The organism is Lysobacter sp. ISL-50 (assembly GCF_018612875.1).
In the GTDB taxonomy this organism is placed as follows: Bacteria; Pseudomonadota; Gammaproteobacteria; order Xanthomonadales; family Xanthomonadaceae; genus Lysobacter.
Map to the genome: position 1 here is coordinate 1 of NZ_JAGGRI010000054.1, position 19,830 is coordinate 19,830.

Annotated in this window: 19 protein-coding genes; 11 read left to right on the forward strand and 8 right to left on the reverse strand. The window is 69.0% G+C overall.

The features are described from left to right. Positions 1-182: 182 nt before the first annotated feature. The 4 genes from J7J50_RS22935 to J7J50_RS22950 all read left to right on the forward strand — a co-directional run bounded on the left by J7J50_RS22935 (position 183) and on the right by J7J50_RS22950 (position 3,829). Complete coding sequence (locus J7J50_RS22935; protein WP_215060757.1) at positions 183-1,403, forward strand: helix-turn-helix domain-containing protein; 1,221 nt, start codon at positions 183-185, stop codon at positions 1,401-1,403. A gap of 48 nt (positions 1,404-1,451) precedes the next feature. Continuing rightward, entirely contained in the window at positions 1,452-2,126 is a 675-nt protein-coding gene (locus J7J50_RS22940; protein WP_215060755.1) for a PQQ-binding-like beta-propeller repeat protein, read from the forward strand. A gap of 228 nt (positions 2,127-2,354) precedes the next feature. Further along, positions 2,355-3,143 carry a thioredoxin family protein gene (locus tag J7J50_RS22945; protein ID WP_215060753.1) on the forward strand — a complete coding sequence of 263 codons (789 nt, stop codon included), beginning with the start codon at positions 2,355-2,357 and terminating at the stop codon, positions 3,141-3,143. Positions 3,144-3,175: 32 nt separating this feature from the next. After that, positions 3,176-3,829, forward strand: a complete 654-nt coding sequence (locus J7J50_RS22950; protein WP_215060751.1) for a hypothetical protein — start codon at positions 3,176-3,178, stop codon at positions 3,827-3,829. 75 nt (positions 3,830-3,904) lie between these two features. Here the strand turns inward: J7J50_RS22950 and J7J50_RS22955 are convergent, their stop codons facing one another. Beyond that, positions 3,905-4,702 (reverse strand): DUF1028 domain-containing protein, encoded by a 798-nt coding sequence (locus J7J50_RS22955; RefSeq protein WP_215060750.1) that lies wholly within the window; start codon positions 4,700-4,702, stop codon positions 3,905-3,907. 240 nt (positions 4,703-4,942) lie between these two features. Continuing rightward, complete coding sequence (locus tag J7J50_RS22960; protein ID WP_215060748.1) at positions 4,943-5,896, reverse strand: alpha/beta hydrolase; 954 nt, start codon at positions 5,894-5,896, stop codon at positions 4,943-4,945. A 112-nt stretch (positions 5,897-6,008) separates the two neighbouring features. Here J7J50_RS22960 and J7J50_RS22965 point away from each other — a divergent pair, with 112 nt between their 5' ends. The 3 genes from J7J50_RS22965 (at position 6,009) to J7J50_RS22975 (ending at position 8,639) form a co-directional block, all read left to right on the forward strand. Next, positions 6,009-6,845: an AraC family transcriptional regulator gene (locus tag J7J50_RS22965; RefSeq protein WP_215060746.1), complete on the forward strand. Its 837-nt coding sequence runs from the start codon at positions 6,009-6,011 to the stop codon at positions 6,843-6,845. Positions 6,846-7,009: 164 nt separating this feature from the next. Further along, positions 7,010-7,675 (forward strand): isochorismatase family protein, encoded by a 666-nt coding sequence (locus J7J50_RS22970; protein WP_251044030.1) that lies wholly within the window; start codon positions 7,010-7,012, stop codon positions 7,673-7,675. 61 nt (positions 7,676-7,736) lie between these two features. Next, a complete protein-coding gene (locus tag J7J50_RS22975) occupies positions 7,737-8,639 on the forward strand; it encodes a LysR family transcriptional regulator (protein ID WP_215060742.1) in 903 nt (300 codons plus the stop codon). A 48-nt stretch (positions 8,640-8,687) separates the two neighbouring features. Here J7J50_RS22975 and J7J50_RS22980 read toward each other — a convergent pair whose 3' ends face one another. After that, positions 8,688-9,629, reverse strand: coding sequence for a hypothetical protein (locus J7J50_RS22980; RefSeq protein ID WP_215060740.1), 942 nt, complete (start codon positions 9,627-9,629; stop codon positions 8,688-8,690). A 92-nt stretch (positions 9,630-9,721) separates the two neighbouring features. Then, positions 9,722-10,423, reverse strand: coding sequence for a pirin family protein (locus J7J50_RS22985; protein WP_215060738.1), 702 nt, complete (start codon positions 10,421-10,423; stop codon positions 9,722-9,724). A 96-nt stretch (positions 10,424-10,519) separates the two neighbouring features. Between J7J50_RS22985 and J7J50_RS22990 the strand changes: the two genes are divergently transcribed. The 4 genes from J7J50_RS22990 to J7J50_RS23005 all read left to right on the forward strand — a co-directional run bounded on the left by J7J50_RS22990 (position 10,520) and on the right by J7J50_RS23005 (position 14,603). Then, a complete protein-coding gene (locus J7J50_RS22990) occupies positions 10,520-11,440 on the forward strand; it encodes a LysR family transcriptional regulator (protein WP_215060736.1) in 921 nt (306 codons plus the stop codon). A 412-nt stretch (positions 11,441-11,852) separates the two neighbouring features. Continuing rightward, on the forward strand, positions 11,853-12,413 hold the full coding sequence (locus tag J7J50_RS22995) for a PadR family transcriptional regulator (protein WP_215060734.1): 561 nt from the start codon (positions 11,853-11,855) through the stop codon (positions 12,411-12,413). Positions 12,414-12,484: 71 nt separating this feature from the next. Further along, positions 12,485-13,300, forward strand: a complete 816-nt coding sequence (locus J7J50_RS23000; RefSeq protein WP_215060732.1) for a siderophore-interacting protein — start codon at positions 12,485-12,487, stop codon at positions 13,298-13,300. Between the two features lie 43 nt (positions 13,301-13,343). Beyond that, on the forward strand, positions 13,344-14,603 hold the full coding sequence (locus J7J50_RS23005) for an MFS transporter (protein ID WP_215060729.1): 1,260 nt from the start codon (positions 13,344-13,346) through the stop codon (positions 14,601-14,603). Positions 14,604-14,697: 94 nt separating this feature from the next. Here J7J50_RS23005 and J7J50_RS23010 read toward each other — a convergent pair whose 3' ends face one another. The 4 genes from J7J50_RS23010 to J7J50_RS23025 all read right to left on the reverse strand — a co-directional run bounded on the left by J7J50_RS23010 (position 14,698) and on the right by J7J50_RS23025 (position 19,809). Further along, complete coding sequence (locus J7J50_RS23010) at positions 14,698-17,124, reverse strand: membrane-bound PQQ-dependent dehydrogenase, glucose/quinate/shikimate family (RefSeq protein WP_215060850.1); 2,427 nt, start codon at positions 17,122-17,124, stop codon at positions 14,698-14,700. A gap of 82 nt (positions 17,125-17,206) precedes the next feature. Beyond that, complete coding sequence (locus J7J50_RS23015) at positions 17,207-17,425, reverse strand: hypothetical protein (protein ID WP_215060727.1); 219 nt, start codon at positions 17,423-17,425, stop codon at positions 17,207-17,209. Between the two features lie 47 nt (positions 17,426-17,472). Further along, positions 17,473-17,703 carry a hypothetical protein gene (locus tag J7J50_RS23020; RefSeq protein ID WP_215060725.1) on the reverse strand — a complete coding sequence of 77 codons (231 nt, stop codon included), beginning with the start codon at positions 17,701-17,703 and terminating at the stop codon, positions 17,473-17,475. A 147-nt stretch (positions 17,704-17,850) separates the two neighbouring features. Continuing rightward, positions 17,851-19,809: a TonB-dependent receptor gene (locus J7J50_RS23025; protein ID WP_215060723.1), complete on the reverse strand. Its 1,959-nt coding sequence runs from the start codon at positions 19,807-19,809 to the stop codon at positions 17,851-17,853. Between the last annotated feature and the right edge of the window lie 21 nt (positions 19,810-19,830).

The following is a 19,830-nucleotide window of genomic DNA, read 5'->3' on the forward strand; positions in this document are numbered from 1 at the left end:
GTAGCGGTGAGGCTTCGAGCAAGAGCATTCGCGCCTATGGCGCTCATCCCCTCAGCCCGGCCCTCTCCCGCAAGCGGGAGAGGGAGAGGAGCGACTTTGTCAGCTCGTGCCGCCTCGTCGTCCGGCGGTCGCATGAGTCCCGCCACTGTGCGCAATCCGCTCTCACGCAGTAGCCTGTCGCGATGGACTCTCTGATCGCCGCCGCCGGGCGCGCGCTGGCCGTCGGCGACGCGCTCGGCGCGCTCAAGCGCGTGGCGCTGCGCGACGACCCGCCGGCATTGGCCCTGCGCGGCATCGCGATGGCGCAGTTGGGCGACTACCCGCGCGCGCGCGAATTGCTGCGCCGCGCCGCGCGCGGTTTCGGCGCGCGCGAGGAACTGGCGCGCGCGCGCTGCCTGGTCGCCGAAGCCGAGGTGGCGCTGGCCATGCGCGATCTGGGCGGCTCGCCGCGCCCGCTCGCCGACGCCGCCGTGGCGCTGCAAGTGCGCGCCGATCACGCCAATGCCTTGCAGGCGCGCCTGATCGCGCTGCGCCGGCTGTTGCTGCTCGGCCGCCTCGAAGAAGCCGCCTCAGCGCTGGCGCAGTTAGACATCTCCGGCCAGCCGCCGTCGCTGGTGGCGGTGGCCGAGTTGGCCGCGGCCGAACTGGCCTTGCGCTCGCTGCACACGGCGAGCGCGCGGGCGGCGCTGGATCGCGCGTTGGCCGCGGCCGAACGCGCGCGCGTGCCGGCGCTGGTCGCCGAGGTGAGCGATGCGCGCGCCGCGCTGGATCGCGCCGCCGCGCGCATCGTCCACGCCGGCCATGAACAACCCTTGCGGCTGGAACAGGTCGAAGCGCTGCTGGCCTCCGGCGCGCTGGTGGTCGATGCCTGCCGCCGCGGCCTGCGCGCCGGCGAGCGCTGGCAGGCGCTGGCGCGCCGTCCGGTGTTGTTCGCCTTGCTGCGCGCGCTGGCCGAAGGCTGGCCGGGCGATGTCGATCGCGGCGACTTGATCGCGAACGTGTTCCGCACCCGCCATCCGGACGAAACCCACCGCGCGCGCCTGCGCGTGGAGCTCGGCCGCCTGCGCGCCCTGATCGCGCCGCTGGCCGACATCGAGGCCACCGCGCGCGGTTTCCGGCTCGCGCCGCACGACGAGCGCGCGGTGGTGGTGCTGATGCCGCCCATCGACGGCGATCAGGCCTCGCTGCTGGCGCTGCTCGGCGACGGCGCGGCCTGGTCCACCTCGGCCCTGGCGCTGGCGCTCGGCGACAGCCAGCGCACGGTCCAGCGCGCGCTGGTGGAGCTGGAGGCCGCCGCCCAGGTGCGTTCCATCGGCCGCGCCCGCGCCCAGCGCTGGCTGGCGCCGTCGCTGGTCGGATTCACGACGATCTTGTTACTCCCCGCTGCGCTGCCGCCTGGGTAGATTGTTTTTGCGGCGCCGAACCGGTCGCCCCCATCAGGAGCCAAGGCCATGCCCATTACCTCGAACACCACGCCCAGAACGAAAGAAACCTCCCCCGGTCGCCCGGCGCGGATCGTGCGCGAATACGGCCCGTTCGACGGCATCGAACAGACCCACGGCATCACCTTCGACGGCCAGCGCGTGTGGGCCGCCACCGGTTCGAAACTGATCGCGGTCGATCCGGCCAGCGGACAGGTCGAACGCATGCTCGACTGCGCCTCGCACGCCGGCTGCGCCTTCGACGGCACCCACATCTACCAGATCGCCGAAGCGCGCATCGACAAGATCGATCCGGCCACCGGCGCGGTGGTGGCGTCGATCCCCTCGCCGGGCAGCGGCGGCGACTCGGGCCTGACCTGGGCCGAGGGCAGCCTGTGGGTCGGGCAGTACCGCGACCGCAAGATCCTGCAGATCGATCCCGACACCGGCGCGGTGTTGCGCGCGATCGAATCCAACCGCTTCGTCACCGGCGTGACCTGGGCCGACGGCGAGCTGTGGCACGCCACCTGGGACGGCGACGACAACGAGCTGCGCCATATCGACGCGGTCAGCGGCGAAATCATCGAACGGCTCGAACTGCCGCACGGCATCGGCGTCAGCGGTCTGGAATACGACGGCAAGGATCTGTTCTATTGCGGCGGCGGTTCCAGCGGAAAGATCCGCGCGGTCAGCCGCTCGAAGTAAGCCGCGGCACCCTTCGCGATGCACGCCGTGCCAAGCACGGCGGCGTCCGCCCACCGCTTCGCCCGCGCCGACGCGCGAACCCCTGCGCGAACCGGGCGCGAAGCAGCCCACTGCCTATCGAACCTCCATCCGGCCTTATGCCCGGAGGCGGGCAGGTCTTGCCCGCGCGATGCCGGAGTCGCGCGTTCATCCCTCTTTCCACATGGCCTCTCGGGCCAGGAGCGCAGCATGAATACCGCGATTACCGCCATCAACGCCGCCGATCATCCCGTCGTGTCCCAGGAGCAATGGCTCGCCGCGCGCACGGCGCTGCTGGCGCGCGAGAAGGAACTTACCCGCCTGCAGGACGAAATCGCGCGCGAACGCCGCACGCTGCCGTGGGTGCGGGTCGAGAAGGACTACGTCTTCGATACCTTGCAAGGCCCGCGCCGCCTCGCCGATCTGTTCGACGGCCGCGGCCAGTTGCTGGTGCAGCACTTCATGTTCGCGCCGGGCTGGGAGCAGGGCTGCAAGAGCTGCTCGTACATGGCCGATCACAACGACGGCGCCAACCTGCACCTGGCCCATCGCGACGTCACCCTGCTCGCGGTGTCGCGCGCGCCGCTGGCCGACATCGAGCGCTTCCGCCAGCGCATGGGCTGGCGCTTCAACTGGGTGTCCTCTTTCGGCAGCGATTTCAACCGCGACTTCGCCGTGAGTTTCAGCCAGGACGAATTGTCCAGCGGCAAGGTCGGCTACAACTACGTGCGCCAGTCCTTCCCGCACGAAGAAGCGCCCGGCCTGAGCGTGTTCTGCCGCGACGAGGCCGGACAGGTCTTCCACACCTACTCGCGCTACGGCCGCGGCGTGGAAGTGATGATGCACACCTACAACCTGCTGGAACTCACGCCCAAGGGCCGCGACGAAGACGGCCTGGATTATCCGATGGCGTGGGTGCGCCACCACGATCGCTACGAGCCCACCGATCCGGTGAAACCGGCGGCGACGGCCGCGGCGTGCTGCGCGCCGCGCGACTGAGCCCTGCGACTTCGCGCGATCCGGGAGACGTCATGGAAACGCTGTGGCCGTGGTTGACGATCGCCGCACTCGGCGCCCTGCACGGACTGAGCCCGGCGAACGGCTGGATGTTCGCCGCCGCCCGCGGTTTGCGCGCGGGCGGCGGCGCGCAGGCGCGGCGCGCGCTGCTGCCCATCGCGATCGGCCACGCGGTATCGGTGGCGGTCGTGGTGGCGGCGGTCGCGCAGGGCCTGCTGATGAATCGCGCCTGGGTGCAGAGCGCGGCCGGCGCGCTGCTGATCGGCGTGGCCTTGTACCGCGCGCTGCGCGGCGGCGGATCGCGCGCGCCGGCTCACGGCGCGTTCGCCGCCCGCATCGGCGCGCATGCCGGCGACGCCGGCATCGCGGCGTGGTCGTGCCTGATGGCCACCGCGCACGGCGCCGGCCTGATGCTGGTGCCGGCGCTGGTGCCGATCTGCATGAGCGATACGCCGGCGCGCGAGATCACCGCGTCGGGTTCGGCGATGCTGGCGCTGGCGGCCGTCGCCGTGCATCTGGCGACGATGTTGTTGACGACCGGAACCATCGCTACCGGCGTGTGCCGTGGCCTGAGCCTGCATCCGCGGATACTCAGCGGCGCGGCGCCGCGTCATCTGTGGACGGCGGCGCAGATCATGACCGGCGTGGCGCTGATCGCGTTTCGCTGACGGCAAGAACCGGTCGACAGCGCGCCGCGACCGAGCGCGGCCGCCACCCCATCCGCGCGCCGCCCGCGAACCGATTTACGAACCGCCGCCCGCGACCGCGGCCGGCACCACGAAGCTGCGCGTGCTGGCCGCGCCCTTGCCGCTGCGCAACCATCGCTCGAACATGACTTTCAGATGCGCCATGCCGCTGTCGGTGCCGGGCTTGATGCCGTGCACGGACAATTCCATCCACGGCGCGTCTTCCCGATCGTCCTGGCGATACAAGCCGATGAAGGCGGTGGCACTGTTGGCCTTGCCGCAGCGCCGGTCGCCACCGGCGGCCGCGCCCGCGCGCATGGCGCGCATGACCGCCTTGGCCATGCTCAGATCGTCCGGCCAGTCGGCGGGGCCCAGCGCGGCGAAGGTCTTGGTCAGCACTTCATCGGAGGCCATCAGGTTCACCTGCACGCTGACGTGTTCGCCGCCGAGGCTGCCCTTGGCATCGTGCGCCTCGGCGCCGGTATAGCTGCGCGGCCGCGGATCGTCGCGGCTGAGCAAGGCGTACTGCTGCCGCTGCGGCGCGAAGCCCGAGGCCGGGGCGGTGATCTTCGCCATGATGGCGTCGAGCGGGACGCCGTCGCGCATCATCGCCGCGGCCGCGCGGCGGGCGTCGTTGTTGCTCTGGGCCTGCACGATCACCACGCCCTTGCCCGGGATCACGGTCTGGATGCCGTAGACCATTTCCGAACACGAGGCCGCGGCGACGGCGAAGGTGCCGGTGCGCGGATTCAGCGTCGCCACCGACCAGGTGGCGTGCGCTTCGCCGACGGCGCAGGCGGCGGTCAGCACGGCGGCGAAAAGCCGGCGTGAAGCGAGGGTGGGGTGCGGCGTCATGCGCGTCTCCAGGCCGGAACCGGCGGATGGGCAGGATTGGATGCGCGAAACCGCGAAGAGGTTGCGTAGTCCGATCGATGCGGGCTTCGCCATGCCGCTGTTATCCGCCGAATCCGGGCGATTTCAACGCTCGGGGCGCCGTGGGTCGAGCGCCGGCGCAGGCCGGACACGCGCACGGGCCGGAACCGCTGTGCGGCCCGGCCCGGCGCGATGCCCGGCGATCGATCCGATCGCCGCCGTTTACTTGCCGACGAAGTCGAGCAGATCCTGATCCAGACGATCCTTGTGCGTATCGGGCAAACCGTGCGGCGCGCCCGGATACACGATCAGCTTGGCGTTCTTGATCAGCTTCGCCGCCGCGCGCGCCGAGGCGTCGATCGGCACGATCTGGTCGGCGTCGCCGTGGATCACCAGCACCGGCACGTCGATGCGCTTGAGGTCTTCGGTGAAATCGGTGGCCGAGAACGCAGCGATGGAGTCGTAGGTGTTCTTGTGTCCGGCCTGCACGCCCTGCGAGCGGAACGATTCGATCAAACCTTGCGAAGGCTTGGCGCCCGGACGGTTGTAGCCGTAGAACGGGCCCGAGGCGATGTCGAGATACAGCTGCGCGCGGTTGTCCAGCGAGGCCTTGCGCAGACCGTCGAAGACTTCGATCGGCAGGCCGCCGGGATTGGCCGCGGTCTTGAGCATCAGCGGCGGCACCGCACTGACCAGCACCGCCTTCTTGACCCGCGCGCTGCCGTAACGGCCCAGATAGCGCGCGACTTCGCCGCCGCCGGTGGAGAAGCCGACCAGCACCGCGTCGTGCACGTCCAGGGTGTCGAGCACCGTCTCCAGATCGGCGGCGTAATGATCCATGTCGTTGCCGTCCCAGGGCTGGCTGGAGCGGCCGTGGCCGCGGCGGTCGTGAGCGATCACGCGGTAGCCGTGGTCGGCCAGGAACAGCATCTGCGATTCCCAGCTGTCCGAGTTCAGCGGCCAGCCGTGGCTGAAGGCGACGACCGGGCCGTTCTTCGGGCCCCAGTCCTTGTAGTACAGCTGCACGCCGTCGGCGGTGGTGATGTAGCTGGAAGACTGGCGCTGCGCGGCGGCCTGCTGGATCGGCGCGGCGGCGGCAGCGGGGGCGGCCTGGGCGGCGGTGGCGATGCCGACGGTCAGCAGGGACAGGGCGAGCGAGCGTTGCAGAGCGGTCATGGCGGTCTCTCCGGGTTAGGTGGCGGGCGGCTGGCCCGTGAGACGTACTTTGCGTGAGCGCCCGGGACGGTACGTAACGTATAGTCCGTAAAACTTGACTGATCGTATTTTCATGACCGACCGCCTCGAAGCCCTGCTCGAACGCTTTTCCGCCAGCGCCCGGCTGTTCCACGCCGGCGCCCTGTGCGGCATCAACGATCTGGCCCCGGAGCACGGCGCCGGCCAACTGCATCTGGTCCGCGGCGGCGCGGTCGAGATCGTCCACGACGGCGAGCCCGGTCTGCGCATCGACGCGCCGAGCCTGCTGCTGTATCCGCGGCCGATGGCGCACCGCTTCATCACCGATGGCGAGCGTGGCGCCGATCTGGCCTGCGCCAACCTGCATTTCGAAGGCGGCGCGGCCAACCCGATCGCCAGCGCGCTGCCCGGGTTCGTCTGCATTGCTTTGGACGAGATCGACGGCGCCGCGCACGTGCTGGCGTTGTTGTTCGAGGAAGCCTTCGACCATCGCTGCGGCCGTCAGGCGCTGGTCAACCGTTTGTTCGAAGTCGTGCTGATCCAGGTGCTGCGCCATCTGATGGAAAGCGGCCGCACCCGCGTCGGCATGCTCGCCGGCCTGTCGCATCCACAGTTGCGGCATGCGCTGGTGGCGATCCACGAAACGCCCGATCGCGACTGGACCCTGGATTCGCTGGCCGCGCGCGCCGGCATGTCGCGCAGCGTCTTCGCCAACGCGTTCCGCGATGCGGTGGGCTGCACGCCGGGCACCTACCTGCAGCAATGGCGCGTGGGCCTGGCCCAGCAAGCGCTGCTGGGCGGGCGGCCGTTGAAGTTGATCGCGATGGAGGTCGGCTACGGCAGCGAAGCGGCGTTGTCGCGCGCGTTCAAGGCCTCCACCGGCGTGTCGCCGCGGCAGTGGAAGAACGAAGCGCTGGCGCAGCACGGCTGAGCGGACGGCGTCAGTCCGGCATCGATCTGTGAGCAAACCGCACAGATGCTGTTCGCGCCGGCCTCTGAGGCATCCGATCCGCGGCCGGCATCATGGCGCTCTCGACAACGAACGGGCTCCCCTGCATGCGAATCTCAGCTTTTCTCGGAATGGCCGCGCTTGGAATGGCCACCCTCGGCAACATCGACGCCCACGCGGCGACGCCCGCGCCGCATCCCACCATTCGCGACATGGCCGGTGTCGAGCCTATCGCGCAGTTGCAGGCGGACAAGACCGCGCTGTTGGTCATCGACTTCCAGAGCGAATACTTCCCCGGCGGGCGCATGCCCATCGCCGACGGCGAAGCGGCGTTGCGGCAAACCCGCCGCCTGTTGGATTTCGCCGACCGCCACCACATCCGCGTGATCCACGTCCAGCACGTGCTGCCGGCCGGCGCGCCGGTGTTCGCCGACGGCGGCGAGACGGTGGCGTTCCATCCCGACATGCAACCGCGCAGCGGCGAGACGGTGGTAAAGAAGGACGCGGTCAGCGTATTCGCCGGCGCTTCCGCCGCCGTGATCGAGACCGCCTTGCGCGACGCCGGCGCCGACACCTTGATCGTCGCCGGCCTGCAGACCCACGCCTGTATCGCCGGCGCCGCGCGCGACGCCGCGGCCAAGGGCTACCGGGTGATCGTGTCCTCCGACGCCAGCGCCACCCGCGATCTGACCTTGCGCGACGGATCGAAGGTGGACCACCGGCAACTGCACGCCTCGGCGCTGGCCTCGATCGAAGACACCTTCGGCGATGTCATGACCACCGGGCAGATCCTCGCCTTGCCGGTGCGCTGATACCCTTCGCGCCAGAACACGGCATCGGCGCCGCGCCGATGCCGTTCACTGGAGTGCAGCGATGGATCAATTGTCAGCCATGCGCGCTTACCGGAGCATCGTCGAATCCGGAAGCTTCACCCGGGCCGCCGAACGCCTGGATACCAGCCACACCTCGCTCTCGCGCCAGCTCGCGCAACTGGAAGCGCACCTGGGCGTGCGCCTGCTCAACCGCAACAGCCGCGGCCTCACCACCACCGAGGCCGGCGCGCACTACTACCGCGACTGCATCGACATCCTCGAACGGCTGGACGCCGCGCAACAGCGATTGAGCGGCGATGCGGCGCAGCCGTCGGGCGTGCTGCGCCTGAGCTTGCCGCACGCGATCGGCGCGCTGGAGCTGGCGCAATGGCTGCCCGGGTTCATGCAGCGCCATCCGCGCATCGATCTGGATCTGTCCTGCGACGATCGCATGGTCGATCTGATCAAGGGCGGCTTCGACATGGCCATCCGCATCAGCGGGCCGCTGGCCGACAGCGGCCTGGTCGCGCGCGAGCTGGCGGTGTCCGAGCGCGTGCTGGTCGCCGCGCCGCAGTACATCGCCCAGCACGGCCTGCCGCGCGCGGTCGCCGATCTGCGCGAACATCGGTTGCCGACCTATGCCGGCGACGGCGCGGCGCTGCAGTTGAGTTCGCCGCACGGCGAGGAGGGCAACGTCAGCACGGGCGAGCGGCTGCGGCTGGATTCGATTGTCGCCCTGCATGCGGCGGTGATGACCGGGCAGGGCATCGCCGCGCTGACCTATCTGACCGTGCACGGCGATCTCGCCGCCGGACGTCTGCTGCGCGTACTGCCGCAGCACCACGCCGGCCGCCGCCACTACTTCGCCGTGTATCCGCATGCGCGCGCGCTGCCGGCCAAGGTGCGCGCCTTCACCGAATTCATGCGCGCGCATTACGCCGCGGTGCGGCAGGGCGCGGGTTGACGATCGCACGCGGCTGCGGCTGCGGCTGCGGCGACAGGACGCCGCAGTTCAGCGCGCTAGTCCCGCCGGTTCCGCGAGCGCAAGCCGCGCGCTGTACAAGACGCCCGCCGCGCCGCGATCGTCGGCATCGGTGACCAGCAACAAGTCGATGAAGGCGCCGTCGTGTTGCGCGGCGATGCCTTCGATCTTGCGCACCGGGCGCACGAATTCCAGCTGCTGCAGCTGTCCGTCGAGGGCGGCGATGCCGATCGCCGCGCCCACGCAGGGCCCGTCGTTATAGGTGTCGTGGACATTTTCCGCGACCGCGCTGAAGACCAGCGAGCCGTCGGCCAAGGCCGCCGCGTCGGTGAAACCCAGCGCGACGCCTTCGATCCGCGGCAGCTCGACCCGGCGTATGTCCGCCGGCAGCTCGGGCAAGCGCGGCTCGCCATCGGCGCCCAGCGCATGCAGCAGCGGGGCGAGCGGGAAGCGGATCAGAGCGTTGTGCGGATGGTCGCCGCTGGCGCGTTGCAACAGCACCAACTCCTGCCCGCACACCACCGCGCCTTCGAGATTCAACGCGGGCAAGTCACGCAGCAACGGCGCGTACAACGCGGACAGATCCACGCGTCGCGGTTCGCCGCGCAAGGCGCCGGTATCGTCCAGGCCCAGCAGGACGCCGGTCTGGCGGTTGGGCCTGGAGCCGGAGGCCAGCGCCAGCAAGGCGCCGCCCGGATAACCGGCGAACGGCGGCAACCGCGCCAGCGCTTCCAGATCGGGCTTGCTGGCCTTGCGCGCGGCCGCTTCGTCGGGCAGCTCGCCGTCGAAGATGCGCAGCCATTCGCCGTCGCGTCGTCCGGCGAAGTCGAACACGCCCAGATGCAACTCGTCGTCGGCGACCACGTACAGAAAGTCGCCCGCGGCGACGATGCCGCTGGCCGCGCTGAGGCGATCAGGCAGGGCGCGCGCGGCCGCGAACCTCAGCTCGCGCAGCGGTTGCAGATCGATCATGCGATGGGGTCTCCGCGGAACGTTTCCGCCCATCGTGCGCCATCGCGGCGCCGCGCGACAACGCGGCGCCTCGTGGGATGCGCGGGCGGCGATCAGGCCGCGGTATCGACCAACACCAGCTCGGCATCTTCGATCGCGGTCACCCGGATCGAGGCCTGATCGCGGATCGCCGCGCCGTCGCGCGCCTGCAAGCGCAGGCCATCGATCTCGACCGTGCCCGTGGACGGCACCAGATACCCGAAACGCCCCTCGCCGAACACATACTCCGCCGATTCGCCGGCGACCAGCGTCAGGCCGAGCACGCGCGCATCGGCGCGGATGGGCAGGGTGTCGTGGTCGCCTTCGATGCCGCTGGCCAGCACGACGAAGCGGCCGGAGCGATCGCTCTTGGGAAACGGCTTGCTGCCCCAGGTCGGCGCGCCGCCGCGCTGATCGGGAATGATCCAGATCTGGAAAATGCGCGTGGTCTCGGACTCCAGGTTGTATTCGGCGTGCTGGATGCCGGTGCCCGCGCTCATCACCTGCACGTCGCCGGCTTCGGTGCGGCCGCGGTTGCCGAGGTTGTCCTGATGGGTGATCGCGCCTTCGCGGACGTAGGTGATGATTTCCATGTCGGCGTGCGAATGCGGCGGAAAGCCGCTGTTGGCCTGGATGGTGTCGTCGTTCCAGACCCGCAGCGCGCCCCAGCCCATGCGCGCGTCGTCGCGGTAGCCGGAGAACGAGAAGTGGTGCTTGGCGTCGAGCCAGCCGTGATTGGCGCCGCCGAGGCTTTGGTAAGGGCGATGTTCGATCATGTCCGTGCTCCTGTGTTTGTGCTTGACGGTCACGATAGGCCGATGCGACTGGCTTTAGAATCGAACCAATCGAAAACTATCGTTTCCAAAATAGACATGAACAAGCTGCCCGACCTGGAAGCCTGGGCGATCTTCGCCAAAGTCGCCGAGACCGGTTCCTTCGCCCGTACCGCGGCCGAGTTCGGGCTGTCGCAGGCGACCGTGTCCAAGGCCGTCACCCGGCTGGAGACGCGCTTGAAGACGGTGCTGTTCCATCGCACCTCGCGGCGCATGTCGCTGACCGACAGCGGCCGCGGCGCGCTTGAACGCGCCAGCCGCATCCTCGCCGAGGGCGAGGCGGTGGAAGCGGAGATCACCGCCCAGGCCAAGAGCCCGAGCGGGCAGGTGCGCATCGCCGTGCCGATGTCGTTCGGCATCGCCCATCTGTCGCCGCTGCTGCCCGAATTCATGCGTCGCTATCCGGACATCGCCCTGGAAATCGTCTTCGACGACGGCGTCACCGATCTGGTCGGCGGCGGCTACGACCTCGCGCTGCGGATCTCGGCGCTGGCCGATTCGAGCCTGCTGGCGCGGCGTCTGTGCGGCGTACGCATCGTGCTGGTGGGCTCGCCGGGGTATTTCGAAACTCATGGCCGGCCGACGCATCCGCGCCAGCTCGCCGAGCATCGCGCCTTGGTGTACACCTACTCGCGATTCGGCAACGCCTGGCGCTTCACCCACAAGCGCCACGGCGATTTCTCGATCAGCCTGCCGGCGCCGTTGCGCGTCAACAACGCCGAAGCCTTGAATCCGGCTTTGCTGGCCGGGCTGGGTCTGGCGTTGCAGCCGGAATTCCTGGTCTGGCGCGAACTGCGCAGCGGCAAGCTGGAAGCGGCGATGCCGGAGTGGTCGCCGCCGCCGATCGCGCTGCACATCGTCACCCCGCCCGGACGCATGCGGCCGCAGCGGGTGCAGGCCTTGATCGACTATCTGGCGCGCAAGTTCGAAAAAGCGCCGTGGGCCGATCCGGCCGGTTGAGTCGCAGCGGCGCCGCGCGCGCCGTGTTTTGAACGAATGCGAATGCGGCCCGCGCCTGGGCGGGCGGCGCTTGCGCCATCGCCCGGCGGGCGTTTACCGCCTGCGGTCCGCCCGAAGACCCGGGCCCGGATCGGCGTCCGCGCACCCGAGTGCCTGGCCCAGACCTGCCGACGAACGGTCGCCCGCGACCCGTTCCGGCGCTTGACGACGTATCTTACGATATATATCTTAAGACCTATCTTCTGATAGCTAAGGTACTCCCCTCATGTTTCGCCATTTCTTCCATGGCCAACGCTGGCCCTTTGATTTTGAAAGCTTTTCCAACTTCGAGCGGTCCTCTTGCCACACTTCTTCGGAGGCCGCGGGCCGCCACCACCGCGGCGGTGGCCGCGGCGCCCGGGGCGGGTTCGGCATGGGCCCGGGCGGCGGCGGTTTCCCGGGCGGCTTCGACGGCGGCGACGGTTTTCCGCGCGGCCGCAAGTTCACCTCCGACGATCTGCAATCGCTGCTGCTGGCCCTGCTGGAAGACCAGCCCAGCCATGGCTATGAATTGATCAAGGCGCTGGAAACGCGTTCGAACGGTTTCTACAGCCCCAGCCCCGGCATGGTGTATCCGGCCCTGACCTACCTGGAGGAACTGGGTTACGTCACCGTCGAGGTCGAAGGCAACCGCAAGCGCTACGCGCTCGCCGAACCGGGCCGCGCGCATCTGGCCGCCAACCGCGAACGCGTCGATATGATGTTCGCCAAGCTGACGCATATCGCCCGCAAGATGGATTCGGTGCGGCGCGCGCTGGCCGGCGAAGACCCGAACGATCCCGGCGAAGACGGCTGGCTGCCGGAGTTGATCCACGCCCGGCGCGCGCTCAAGACCGCGTTGTTCCGCCGCGAAAACGTGCCCGCCGCCGAGCAGCGCCGGATCGCCGCGATCCTGCAGCGGGCGACGCGCGAAATCGAAGGCGACAGCGACTGATCTTCGCTGCACCCACGCGCAGTCCTGTCGTTCCCCACACAAGCCGGCATACGCCGACACAAGGCTTTTGCATGCAACCATCCGACGATCTGGCGGTCGTGCGCGTTCGCCATCCGCTGAAGCTGCGCATGTTGCGCGTGACGCGGGTGGAGGCGGTGACGCCGCATCTGCGCCGCGTCACCCTGAGCGGCGAGGATCTGCACGACTTCGTCTCCGCTTCGTTCGACGATCACGTCAAAGTGTTTTTCCCCGCGCCCGGGCAGGATCGCCCGGTGCTGCCGGAACTGGGCGCCAACGGCCTGAGCTACGCCGCCGATGCGCCGCGGCCGGTGGTGCGCGATTTCACCCCGCGGCGTTTCGATCCGGCCACGCTTGAACTGGATATCGAGTTCGCCCTGCACGATGCCGGCCCGGCCACGGCGTGGGCGATGCAGGCGCAGGCCGGGCAATACCTCGGCATCGGCGGCCCGCGCGGCTCGCGCGTGATTCCGGCCGGCTTCGACTGGCATCTGCTGATCGGCGACGACACCGCCTTGCCGGCGATCGCGCGGCGTGTGCAGGAGTTGCCGGCGACGACGCTCGCCATCGCCGTGGTGGAAGTCGCCGATGCGAGCGCGCGCATCGATTTCGCCGCCACCGCGACCTTGCAGATTCTGTGGTGCTATCGCAACGCTGCATCCGCGAACGGCGAGGAATTGCTGCGCGTGGTGAAAGAACTGCCGCTGCCCGGCGGCGAGGGTTACCTCTGGGCCGCCGGCGAATCCAACGCGATCCGCGCCGTGCGCCAGCATCTGCTGGGCGAACGCGGCATCGACAAATCGCGTCTGCACGCGTCGGGTTACTGGAAGCGCGGCGCGCAGGACGTGCACGACCATTTCGAAGACTGACGTCATCCCCCCGATCGCGGCCGCCCCGACCGCAAGGACCCCCATGTACTCGTTACCCCTGCCTCAAGAGCGGCGCCTGTTGTGGCTGCTCATGCTGACCCAGTTCACCCTCATCATGGATTTCATGGTGATGATGCCGCTGGGTCCGCAGATCATGCACGCGTTGCACGTATCGCCGGCGCAGTTCGCCGCCGCGGTGTCGGCGTATTCGATCTGCGCCGGCCTGTCCGGCCTGCTCGCCGCCACCTACATCGACCGCTTCGACCGGCGCAAACTGCTGCTGGCCATGTACGCGCTGTTCGCGGTCTCCAACCTGGCCTGCGCGCTGGCCGACAGTTACGCCTTGCTGCTGGCTTCGCGCGCGTTCGCCGGCATCAGCGGCGGCGTGCTCAGCTCGATCATCATGGCGATCATCGCCGACGTGGTGCCCGCGCAGCGACGCGGCGTCGCCACCGGCACGGTGATGACGTCCTTCGCGATCGCCTCGGTGCTCGGCGTTCCGGCCGGCGTGCTGCTGGGCGCGCACTTCCACTGGTCGGCGCCGTTCTGGCTGCTGGTGGCCTTGTCGGTGCTGGTGTGGATCGGCGGCTCGCGCCTGGTGCCGCCGCTGAATCAGCATCTGTCGCGGGTGCCGGTGCCGTTGAGCCAGGCGCTGCCGAATCTGTTCAAGCTGTTTTCAAGCTCGCGCCACCTCAACGCGTTCGCCCTGACCTTGATGTTGACCACCTCGCAGATGCTGGTGATTCCCTTCATCTCGCCGATGCTGGTCGCCAACCACGGCATCGACCCGGCGCAACTGTCGTGGATGTACATGGCCGGCGGCGTGGCGGCGTTCTTCACCTCGCGCCTGATCGGGCGTCTGGCCGACCGTTACGGCAAGCAGTTGGTGTACCGGATCGCGGTGGTGGTGTCGTTGCTGCCGGTGTTGTTGATCACCCATCTGCCGGCGGTCGGCTTCGTCGCGATGCTGATGTTCTTCCCGTTCTTCATGGTGTCGATGAACGGCCGCATGGTGCCGTTGCAGGCATTGCAGACGACGGTCCCGCAAGCGGCGCAGCGCGGCGCGTATCTGAGCGCCAACAGCGCGATGATGTCCCTGGGCACCGGCCTGGGCGCATGGCTGGGCGGCCTGATGCTCAGCACCGACGCCGGCGGCCACATCGTGGGCTACGGCACGGTGGGCTGGATCGCCGCCGCGCTCGCGCTGTGCTCGGCATGGTGGGTCGGCCGCGTGACGTCGGCCGACGAACCCGCGCAGGCGGCGCCGCTGCCGGTGGCGGAAGAGCCGAGCGGCGCGGTGTGATCGGCTTGCGCCGATGATCGCTGCGATCTCGGCGTCGAACCGCATCGCATACGCAAACCAACAAGGCGCGGCCGGACGATTCCGGCCGCGCCTTTTATTTCGCCTGGGCCGCATCCTCCGGCAACGTCCACGCCATCACGCTGTCGCCCGGCTTGGTCTCCATGCGGTCGTGGCCGCCGACCGCGGCGACGATGTATTGCTTGCCGTCGATGGTGTAGCTCATCGGCGCGGCCTGCGGTCCCGCGGGCACGCGGGTTTCCCACAGCAGCGCGCCGGTGCGGGTGTCGAAGCCGCGCATGAAGTTGTCCAGCGAGGCGCCGACGAAGGTCACGCCGCCCGCGGTGGCCAGCGAGCCGCTGTTGTTCGGCGTGCCGAGTTCGAATTTCATGTACGAGGGAATCCCCATCGGTCCCTGGTCGTAACCGGTGCCGAGCGGCCGGCGCCATATCACTTCCTGCGTCCGCAGATCGACGCCGGAGAGGTAGCCCCACGGCGGCGCCACGCACGGCGTGTTGAGCGGCGACATCCACGGTTCCTTGCGCGCGCCGTAGGCCAGGCCTTCCTGCGCCATGTAGCCGGGCGTCCTGCTCTTGCCGTTGAACACCGACACCACGCCGAGCTTGTTCATTTCCTCGCGCGGATAGACGTTCTCGGTGTAGGGCAGGCGATTGCTGTTCATCACCATGATGCCGCGCCGCAGATCGACCGCGACGCCGCCCCAGTTGATGCCGCCGTGATTGCCGGTGTACGACAGCGAGCCGCGCAGGCTCGGCGGAGTGAACATGCCTTCGTAGCGCAGCTTCTTGAACTGGATGCGGCAGGCCAGCTGATCGAACGGCGTGATGCCCCAGGCGTCGGATTCCTTCAGCGTTTCATAGGTTTTGCTCGGCGCGCCGACGGTGTTGGGCATGCCCGGCGACACCGGCTGGGTCTTGGCGGTCCAGTCGCCGTGATCGGTGCCCTGCGGGACCGGAATCTGCCGCACCGGCATGATCGGCGCGCCGCTGGCGCGATCGAGCACGAACACCTGCCCGGACTTGGTCGCCTGGATCACCGCCGGCCGCATCGAGCCGTCGGCCATCGGCCAATCGACCAGATTCGGTTGCGGGCCCAGGTCGTAATCCCACAGATCGTGATTGATGGTGCGAAAGTGCCAGCGCTCCTTGCCGCTGAGCGCATCCACCGCGACCAGGGTCGCGGTGTATTCCTCTTCCTGCGGCGTGCGCTGCTTGCCGAAGAAATCGCCCGAGGCGTTGCCGGTGGGCAGATAGACCAGCCCCAGTTCGTCGTCGGCCGCCATCAGCGTCCACACGTTCGGCGTCGAGCGCGTATAGGTCTGGCCCGGCGGCGGTTCGGCGGTGATCGCCGGGTTGCCCAGGTCCCAGGCCCAGCGCAGTTGTCCGCTGATCGCATCGAAGGCGCGCACCACGCCCGAGGGCGCATCGCGTTCCTGGCCGTCGCGCACTTGCCCGGTGGGCTGGATGACGACGCCGCGCATCACCACCGGCGGCGAGGTCGGGCCGACGAAGCCGGGCTTGCGGTTGCCGGTGCCGGCGTTGAGATCGACGAAGCCGTGCTGGCCGAAACCGGCGCACAGCTTGCCGGTGCGCGCGTCGAGCGCGCCGAGGCGGCCATCGACCATCGGCCAGAAGATGCGCGTGGGGCATTCGGCGGTGCCCGGCGGGGCTTGGTAATACGACACGCCGCGGCACGTGGTGGCGGCGACGCCGGCCATCGCCTTCGGGTCGGTCCTGGGATCGAAGCGCCAACGCTCCTGGCCGCTGGCGGCATCGACCGCGATGACTTTCTGCGTCGGCGTGCAGATGTAGAGCAGGTCGCCGACCTTGAGCGGCGTGTTCTGGAAGGCGTAGCCCAGGCTGGAGCCGGCCGGTTTCAGATCGCCGGTGTGGAACTCCCAGGCCAGCTTGAGATGCTTCGCGTTGTCCGGAGTGATCTGATCGCCGGGCGTGTAGTGATTGGACAAGTTGGAACCGGCGTAGGCGGTCCAGTTGCTGGCGTCGTGATTGGCGGCGACGTTGCCGTCCGGGCTGCCGACGACGGCGCGGCTGAAAGGCGCGGGGTTGGCTTGCGCGGACGGCGCGGCCAGCTCGATCGTGGACGGATACAGCAGCGGCCCGAAGATCAGCGCCGCGCCCGCCAGCGGCAGCACCGCGCTGATCAGGGCATAGCCGAGTCCGGACGGCGGCGCCTTCCAGCGCTTCGCCGCCACCCACAGCGGCAGCAGCACCAGACCCAGCACCGAAATCCAGGCCAGGCGCGGAATCAGCGCCCATCCGTCCAGGCCGACTTCCCACAAGGCCCAGGCGATGGTCGCCGCCGAGGTCGCGCCGAACAGCCAGAATCCGGCGCGCCGGCGCAGCGCGATCAGCACGCCGGACACCAGCACCGCGATGCCGGCCAGCAGGTAGTACCAGGAGCCTCCCGCGGCGACCAGTTGCGCGCCTCCATAAGCGAGCGCGGCGCCGACCAGGGCGATCGCCCAGGCGTAGGCCGACAACAACCAGAAGCGAAGCCCACGTTCGGAACTTTTACGAGTCATGGCGGCACCTGCGCAAGGGCGAGGGAGGCGGGCGGACTACAGGTCACGCGATCGGGCGGCGCGGCGGCCGTACACGGTGTCGGGAACGGCCCGCGCATGCGGCGCCGAACGTCAGGCTGCTCAAGATCCGATTGGACAATCGCGCGCGGCGCCACGGCGATGTCGCTGCGCCGATGGCGCGTCGATGGGCGTGGGAATACAGGCCGTGCAGCAGCAGATACACGCCGGCCATCATCGTCAGCAGCCCCAGATAGGTGGCCATGTGCGGGTTTCCCGGAAGCGAGCGTTGCCGTTTCGATCAGCACGGCGTCAAAGCGATTGCACCAGCCCGAAGCGTTCGAAGTATTCCTTCGGCACGCTGGCATCGCCGCGGCCGGCGTACAGGAACGACATCACCAGACCGTCGGATTCGCGGCGATCGACCCGCGCCGAGGTAACGCCCGGCACGCCGTTCATCGCCACCACGGCCAGTTCGGCGAGCGTCGCCGCATTGGCGTGCGTGCCGTTATTGCGTTTCAGTCTGAGAGTCTGGCGTTGCATCGCAAGTCTGCCGGCGGGGCCAGCGGCCAGCGTGAACCCGGGTTTGCGATTTCGGTGTGATGAGCGCGGATCAGCGAACGGCTTCGAACGGGTTATGCGACCGCGTGCCGAGCGTGGAGCGGCGACGCGTCACGATCCGCGCGCTGGCTAATCGCCCAGGGTCAGGCTCAGCATGATCCGGCGCTCGGGCTCGTAGCTCTGGATGCCGCTGGTGCCGGAGATCCAGGCGTAGCGGTCGGCCGCGTTGTTGATGCGCAGCCGCACGGCCGCGGGCGTTCCGTCCCAGTCGAAGCGGTAACGCGCGCCCAGGTTGAGTACGGCATAGCCCGGCGTGTCGGAACGATTGAGCGCATCGGCCGGGCGCGGGCCGTAGTAGTTGGCGTCGGCGTCGATCGACAGCCCCGGTACGCTCGCGACGCGGTAGTTGAGGTTGAGCAACGCCTGCCGCGCCGAGCGCCCGACCGGACGCTTGCCCATCGATCCGTCCGCGACCGCTTCGCCGCGCAGACGCAGTTGCATCTGCGTGATGCCGGCGACGATGCTCAGGCGCTCGCCGAGGTTGCCGGCCAGCGACAGTTCGATGCCGCGATGGGAGACATCGGTGAGGTAACGATAGACCGCGCGGTTGTCGAACCCGGGCGAGGGTTTTTCGATTTCGAACGCCGTCGCCAGCAGCGCCAGATCCGGCCGCGCCTGCCATTTGAGGCCCAGTTCGTGCTGGCGGGCGAGGATCGGCCGCAGCACTTCATAGGCGTTGGTCGCGTTCTCCGGCGCGCTCACGCCTTCCTCGATGCCGCGCGCGGTCGCGGCGAACATCGTCGTGCGCCGGCTCAGGGGAACGACCAGCGCGGCGTTGTGCAGCCACGCGGCCGAAGCGCGCGAGTGCTTGGGGCCCGTCAGCGGACGCGAGCGCTGTTCGATGTTGGCGCGGCGCGCGCCGAGGTTGAGGGCGAAGCCGCCCTGATGCTGGTATTGCCATCCCAGGCCGAATTCGTACTGATCGATCGCGGCGGTGGAGTAGGGCGCGCCCTTCGCCGCGCCGGGTCCGTCGATGCGCGTAGCGCCTTCGAGGATCGACACCGGCCCGATCCGCACATAGTCCACGTGCGGATTGCGGTAATCGGAACGGCGCAGCCGCGCGAGCCCGGTGAGTTCGTGACGCTGGCGCGGGCCGGTCCAGTCGTAACTGGCGACGGCTTCATGGCCCCAGGCTTCGATCCTGCGGCCGCGCGCGACCACGATCGCCGCTTCGGCGCGGCCGTCGGTTTGCACGGCGTCGAACAGGTTGAAGTCCGAACGCGGGCGATTCACCCCGGAATACAGGCTCGACCAGCGATAGTCCCAGGCGTTGTCGCGCGCGCTGGTGGCGGCGATCAAGCCGTAGGTGCTGTTGCGGGTGTCGTAACGCGACCATGGCTGGCCCAGGTAATGCAGCCGCTCGGGCCTGGGCAACGCCTGCGTGCCGGCGGGGGTGAATCCGACATCGGCCTGGTACTGGTGTTCGTAACGGGTGAGCAGGCCGGTGAGTTGCCAGCGCTCGCCCAGGCGCGCGCGCGGCACCAGGCCGATGCCGTAGTACTCGGCTTCGTTGCCGAAGATGTAGCGCGCGCTGTGCGAACCGATGAAGCCCGCCGCCAACGACAGATTTCCATCGTCCGACCGGCGCGCGGCGTGAGCGCGCAGATACGGCCGCGGGTTGTTGTCGCTCAGGTGCTGGAAGCCGAGTTCGAGTTTGTTGCGTTCTCGGTCGCCGGCGATCAATCGGTAATCGACCAGCCCGGACGGCGCGGGAAAATCCAGATCCAGGGCCTGCGACCCGACCCGCACGCGCACGGCTTCGACCACCGCGTCGGAAGGATTGGCGGCGCGCACGAAGTAGGCGTCCTCGAGCCGGTAATTGCCCGATTCCTGCAGATTGAATCCGCGCACCAGCGATTCGGAATACAGGCCGATGCTTTCCTGGCCGATGCGATGGCCGAACGCGTCGCCGGCCTTGTGCGCGGGGTCTTCCTGCGCATGAGCGCCGCAGGCCAGGCCCAAGGAGGTCAGCAAGGTCGAACCGACCCGCGCGGAGGAACTTCGATGCAGCGGCGGTGGTGAGCGCATGGCCTGCGGCTTCAGTGGGCA

Excerpts from the sequence above, each read along its gene's own strand:
- J7J50_RS22935 (WP_215060757.1), top strand. The coding sequence starts at position 183 with ATGGACTCTCTGATCGCCGCCGCCGGGCGCGCGCTGGCCGTCGGCGAC.
- J7J50_RS22940 (WP_215060755.1), top strand. The coding sequence starts at position 1,452 with ATGCCCATTACCTCGAACACCACGCCCAGAACGAAAGAAACCTCCCCC.
- J7J50_RS22945 (WP_215060753.1), top strand. The coding sequence starts at position 2,355 with ATGAATACCGCGATTACCGCCATCAACGCCGCCGATCATCCCGTCGTG.
- J7J50_RS22950 (WP_215060751.1), top strand. The coding sequence starts at position 3,176 with ATGGAAACGCTGTGGCCGTGGTTGACGATCGCCGCACTCGGCGCCCTG.
- J7J50_RS22955 (WP_215060750.1), bottom strand. The coding sequence starts at position 4,702 with ATGACGCCGCACCCCACCCTCGCTTCACGCCGGCTTTTCGCCGCCGTG.
- J7J50_RS22960 (WP_215060748.1), bottom strand. The coding sequence starts at position 5,896 with ATGACCGCTCTGCAACGCTCGCTCGCCCTGTCCCTGCTGACCGTCGGC.
- J7J50_RS22965 (WP_215060746.1), top strand. The coding sequence starts at position 6,009 with ATGACCGACCGCCTCGAAGCCCTGCTCGAACGCTTTTCCGCCAGCGCC.
- J7J50_RS22970 (WP_251044030.1), top strand. The coding sequence starts at position 7,010 with ATGGCCACCCTCGGCAACATCGACGCCCACGCGGCGACGCCCGCGCCG.
- J7J50_RS22975 (WP_215060742.1), top strand. The coding sequence starts at position 7,737 with ATGGATCAATTGTCAGCCATGCGCGCTTACCGGAGCATCGTCGAATCC.
- J7J50_RS22980 (WP_215060740.1), bottom strand. The coding sequence starts at position 9,629 with ATGATCGATCTGCAACCGCTGCGCGAGCTGAGGTTCGCGGCCGCGCGC.
- J7J50_RS22985 (WP_215060738.1), bottom strand. The coding sequence starts at position 10,423 with ATGATCGAACATCGCCCTTACCAAAGCCTCGGCGGCGCCAATCACGGC.
- J7J50_RS22990 (WP_215060736.1), top strand. The coding sequence starts at position 10,520 with ATGAACAAGCTGCCCGACCTGGAAGCCTGGGCGATCTTCGCCAAAGTC.
- J7J50_RS22995 (WP_215060734.1), top strand. The coding sequence starts at position 11,853 with ATGGGCCCGGGCGGCGGCGGTTTCCCGGGCGGCTTCGACGGCGGCGAC.
- J7J50_RS23000 (WP_215060732.1), top strand. The coding sequence starts at position 12,485 with ATGCAACCATCCGACGATCTGGCGGTCGTGCGCGTTCGCCATCCGCTG.
- J7J50_RS23005 (WP_215060729.1), top strand. The coding sequence starts at position 13,344 with ATGTACTCGTTACCCCTGCCTCAAGAGCGGCGCCTGTTGTGGCTGCTC.
- J7J50_RS23015 (WP_215060727.1), bottom strand. The coding sequence starts at position 17,425 with ATGGCCACCTATCTGGGGCTGCTGACGATGATGGCCGGCGTGTATCTG.
- J7J50_RS23020 (WP_215060725.1), bottom strand. The coding sequence starts at position 17,703 with ATGCAACGCCAGACTCTCAGACTGAAACGCAATAACGGCACGCACGCC.
- J7J50_RS23025 (WP_215060723.1), bottom strand. The coding sequence starts at position 19,809 with ATGCGCTCACCACCGCCGCTGCATCGAAGTTCCTCCGCGCGGGTCGGT.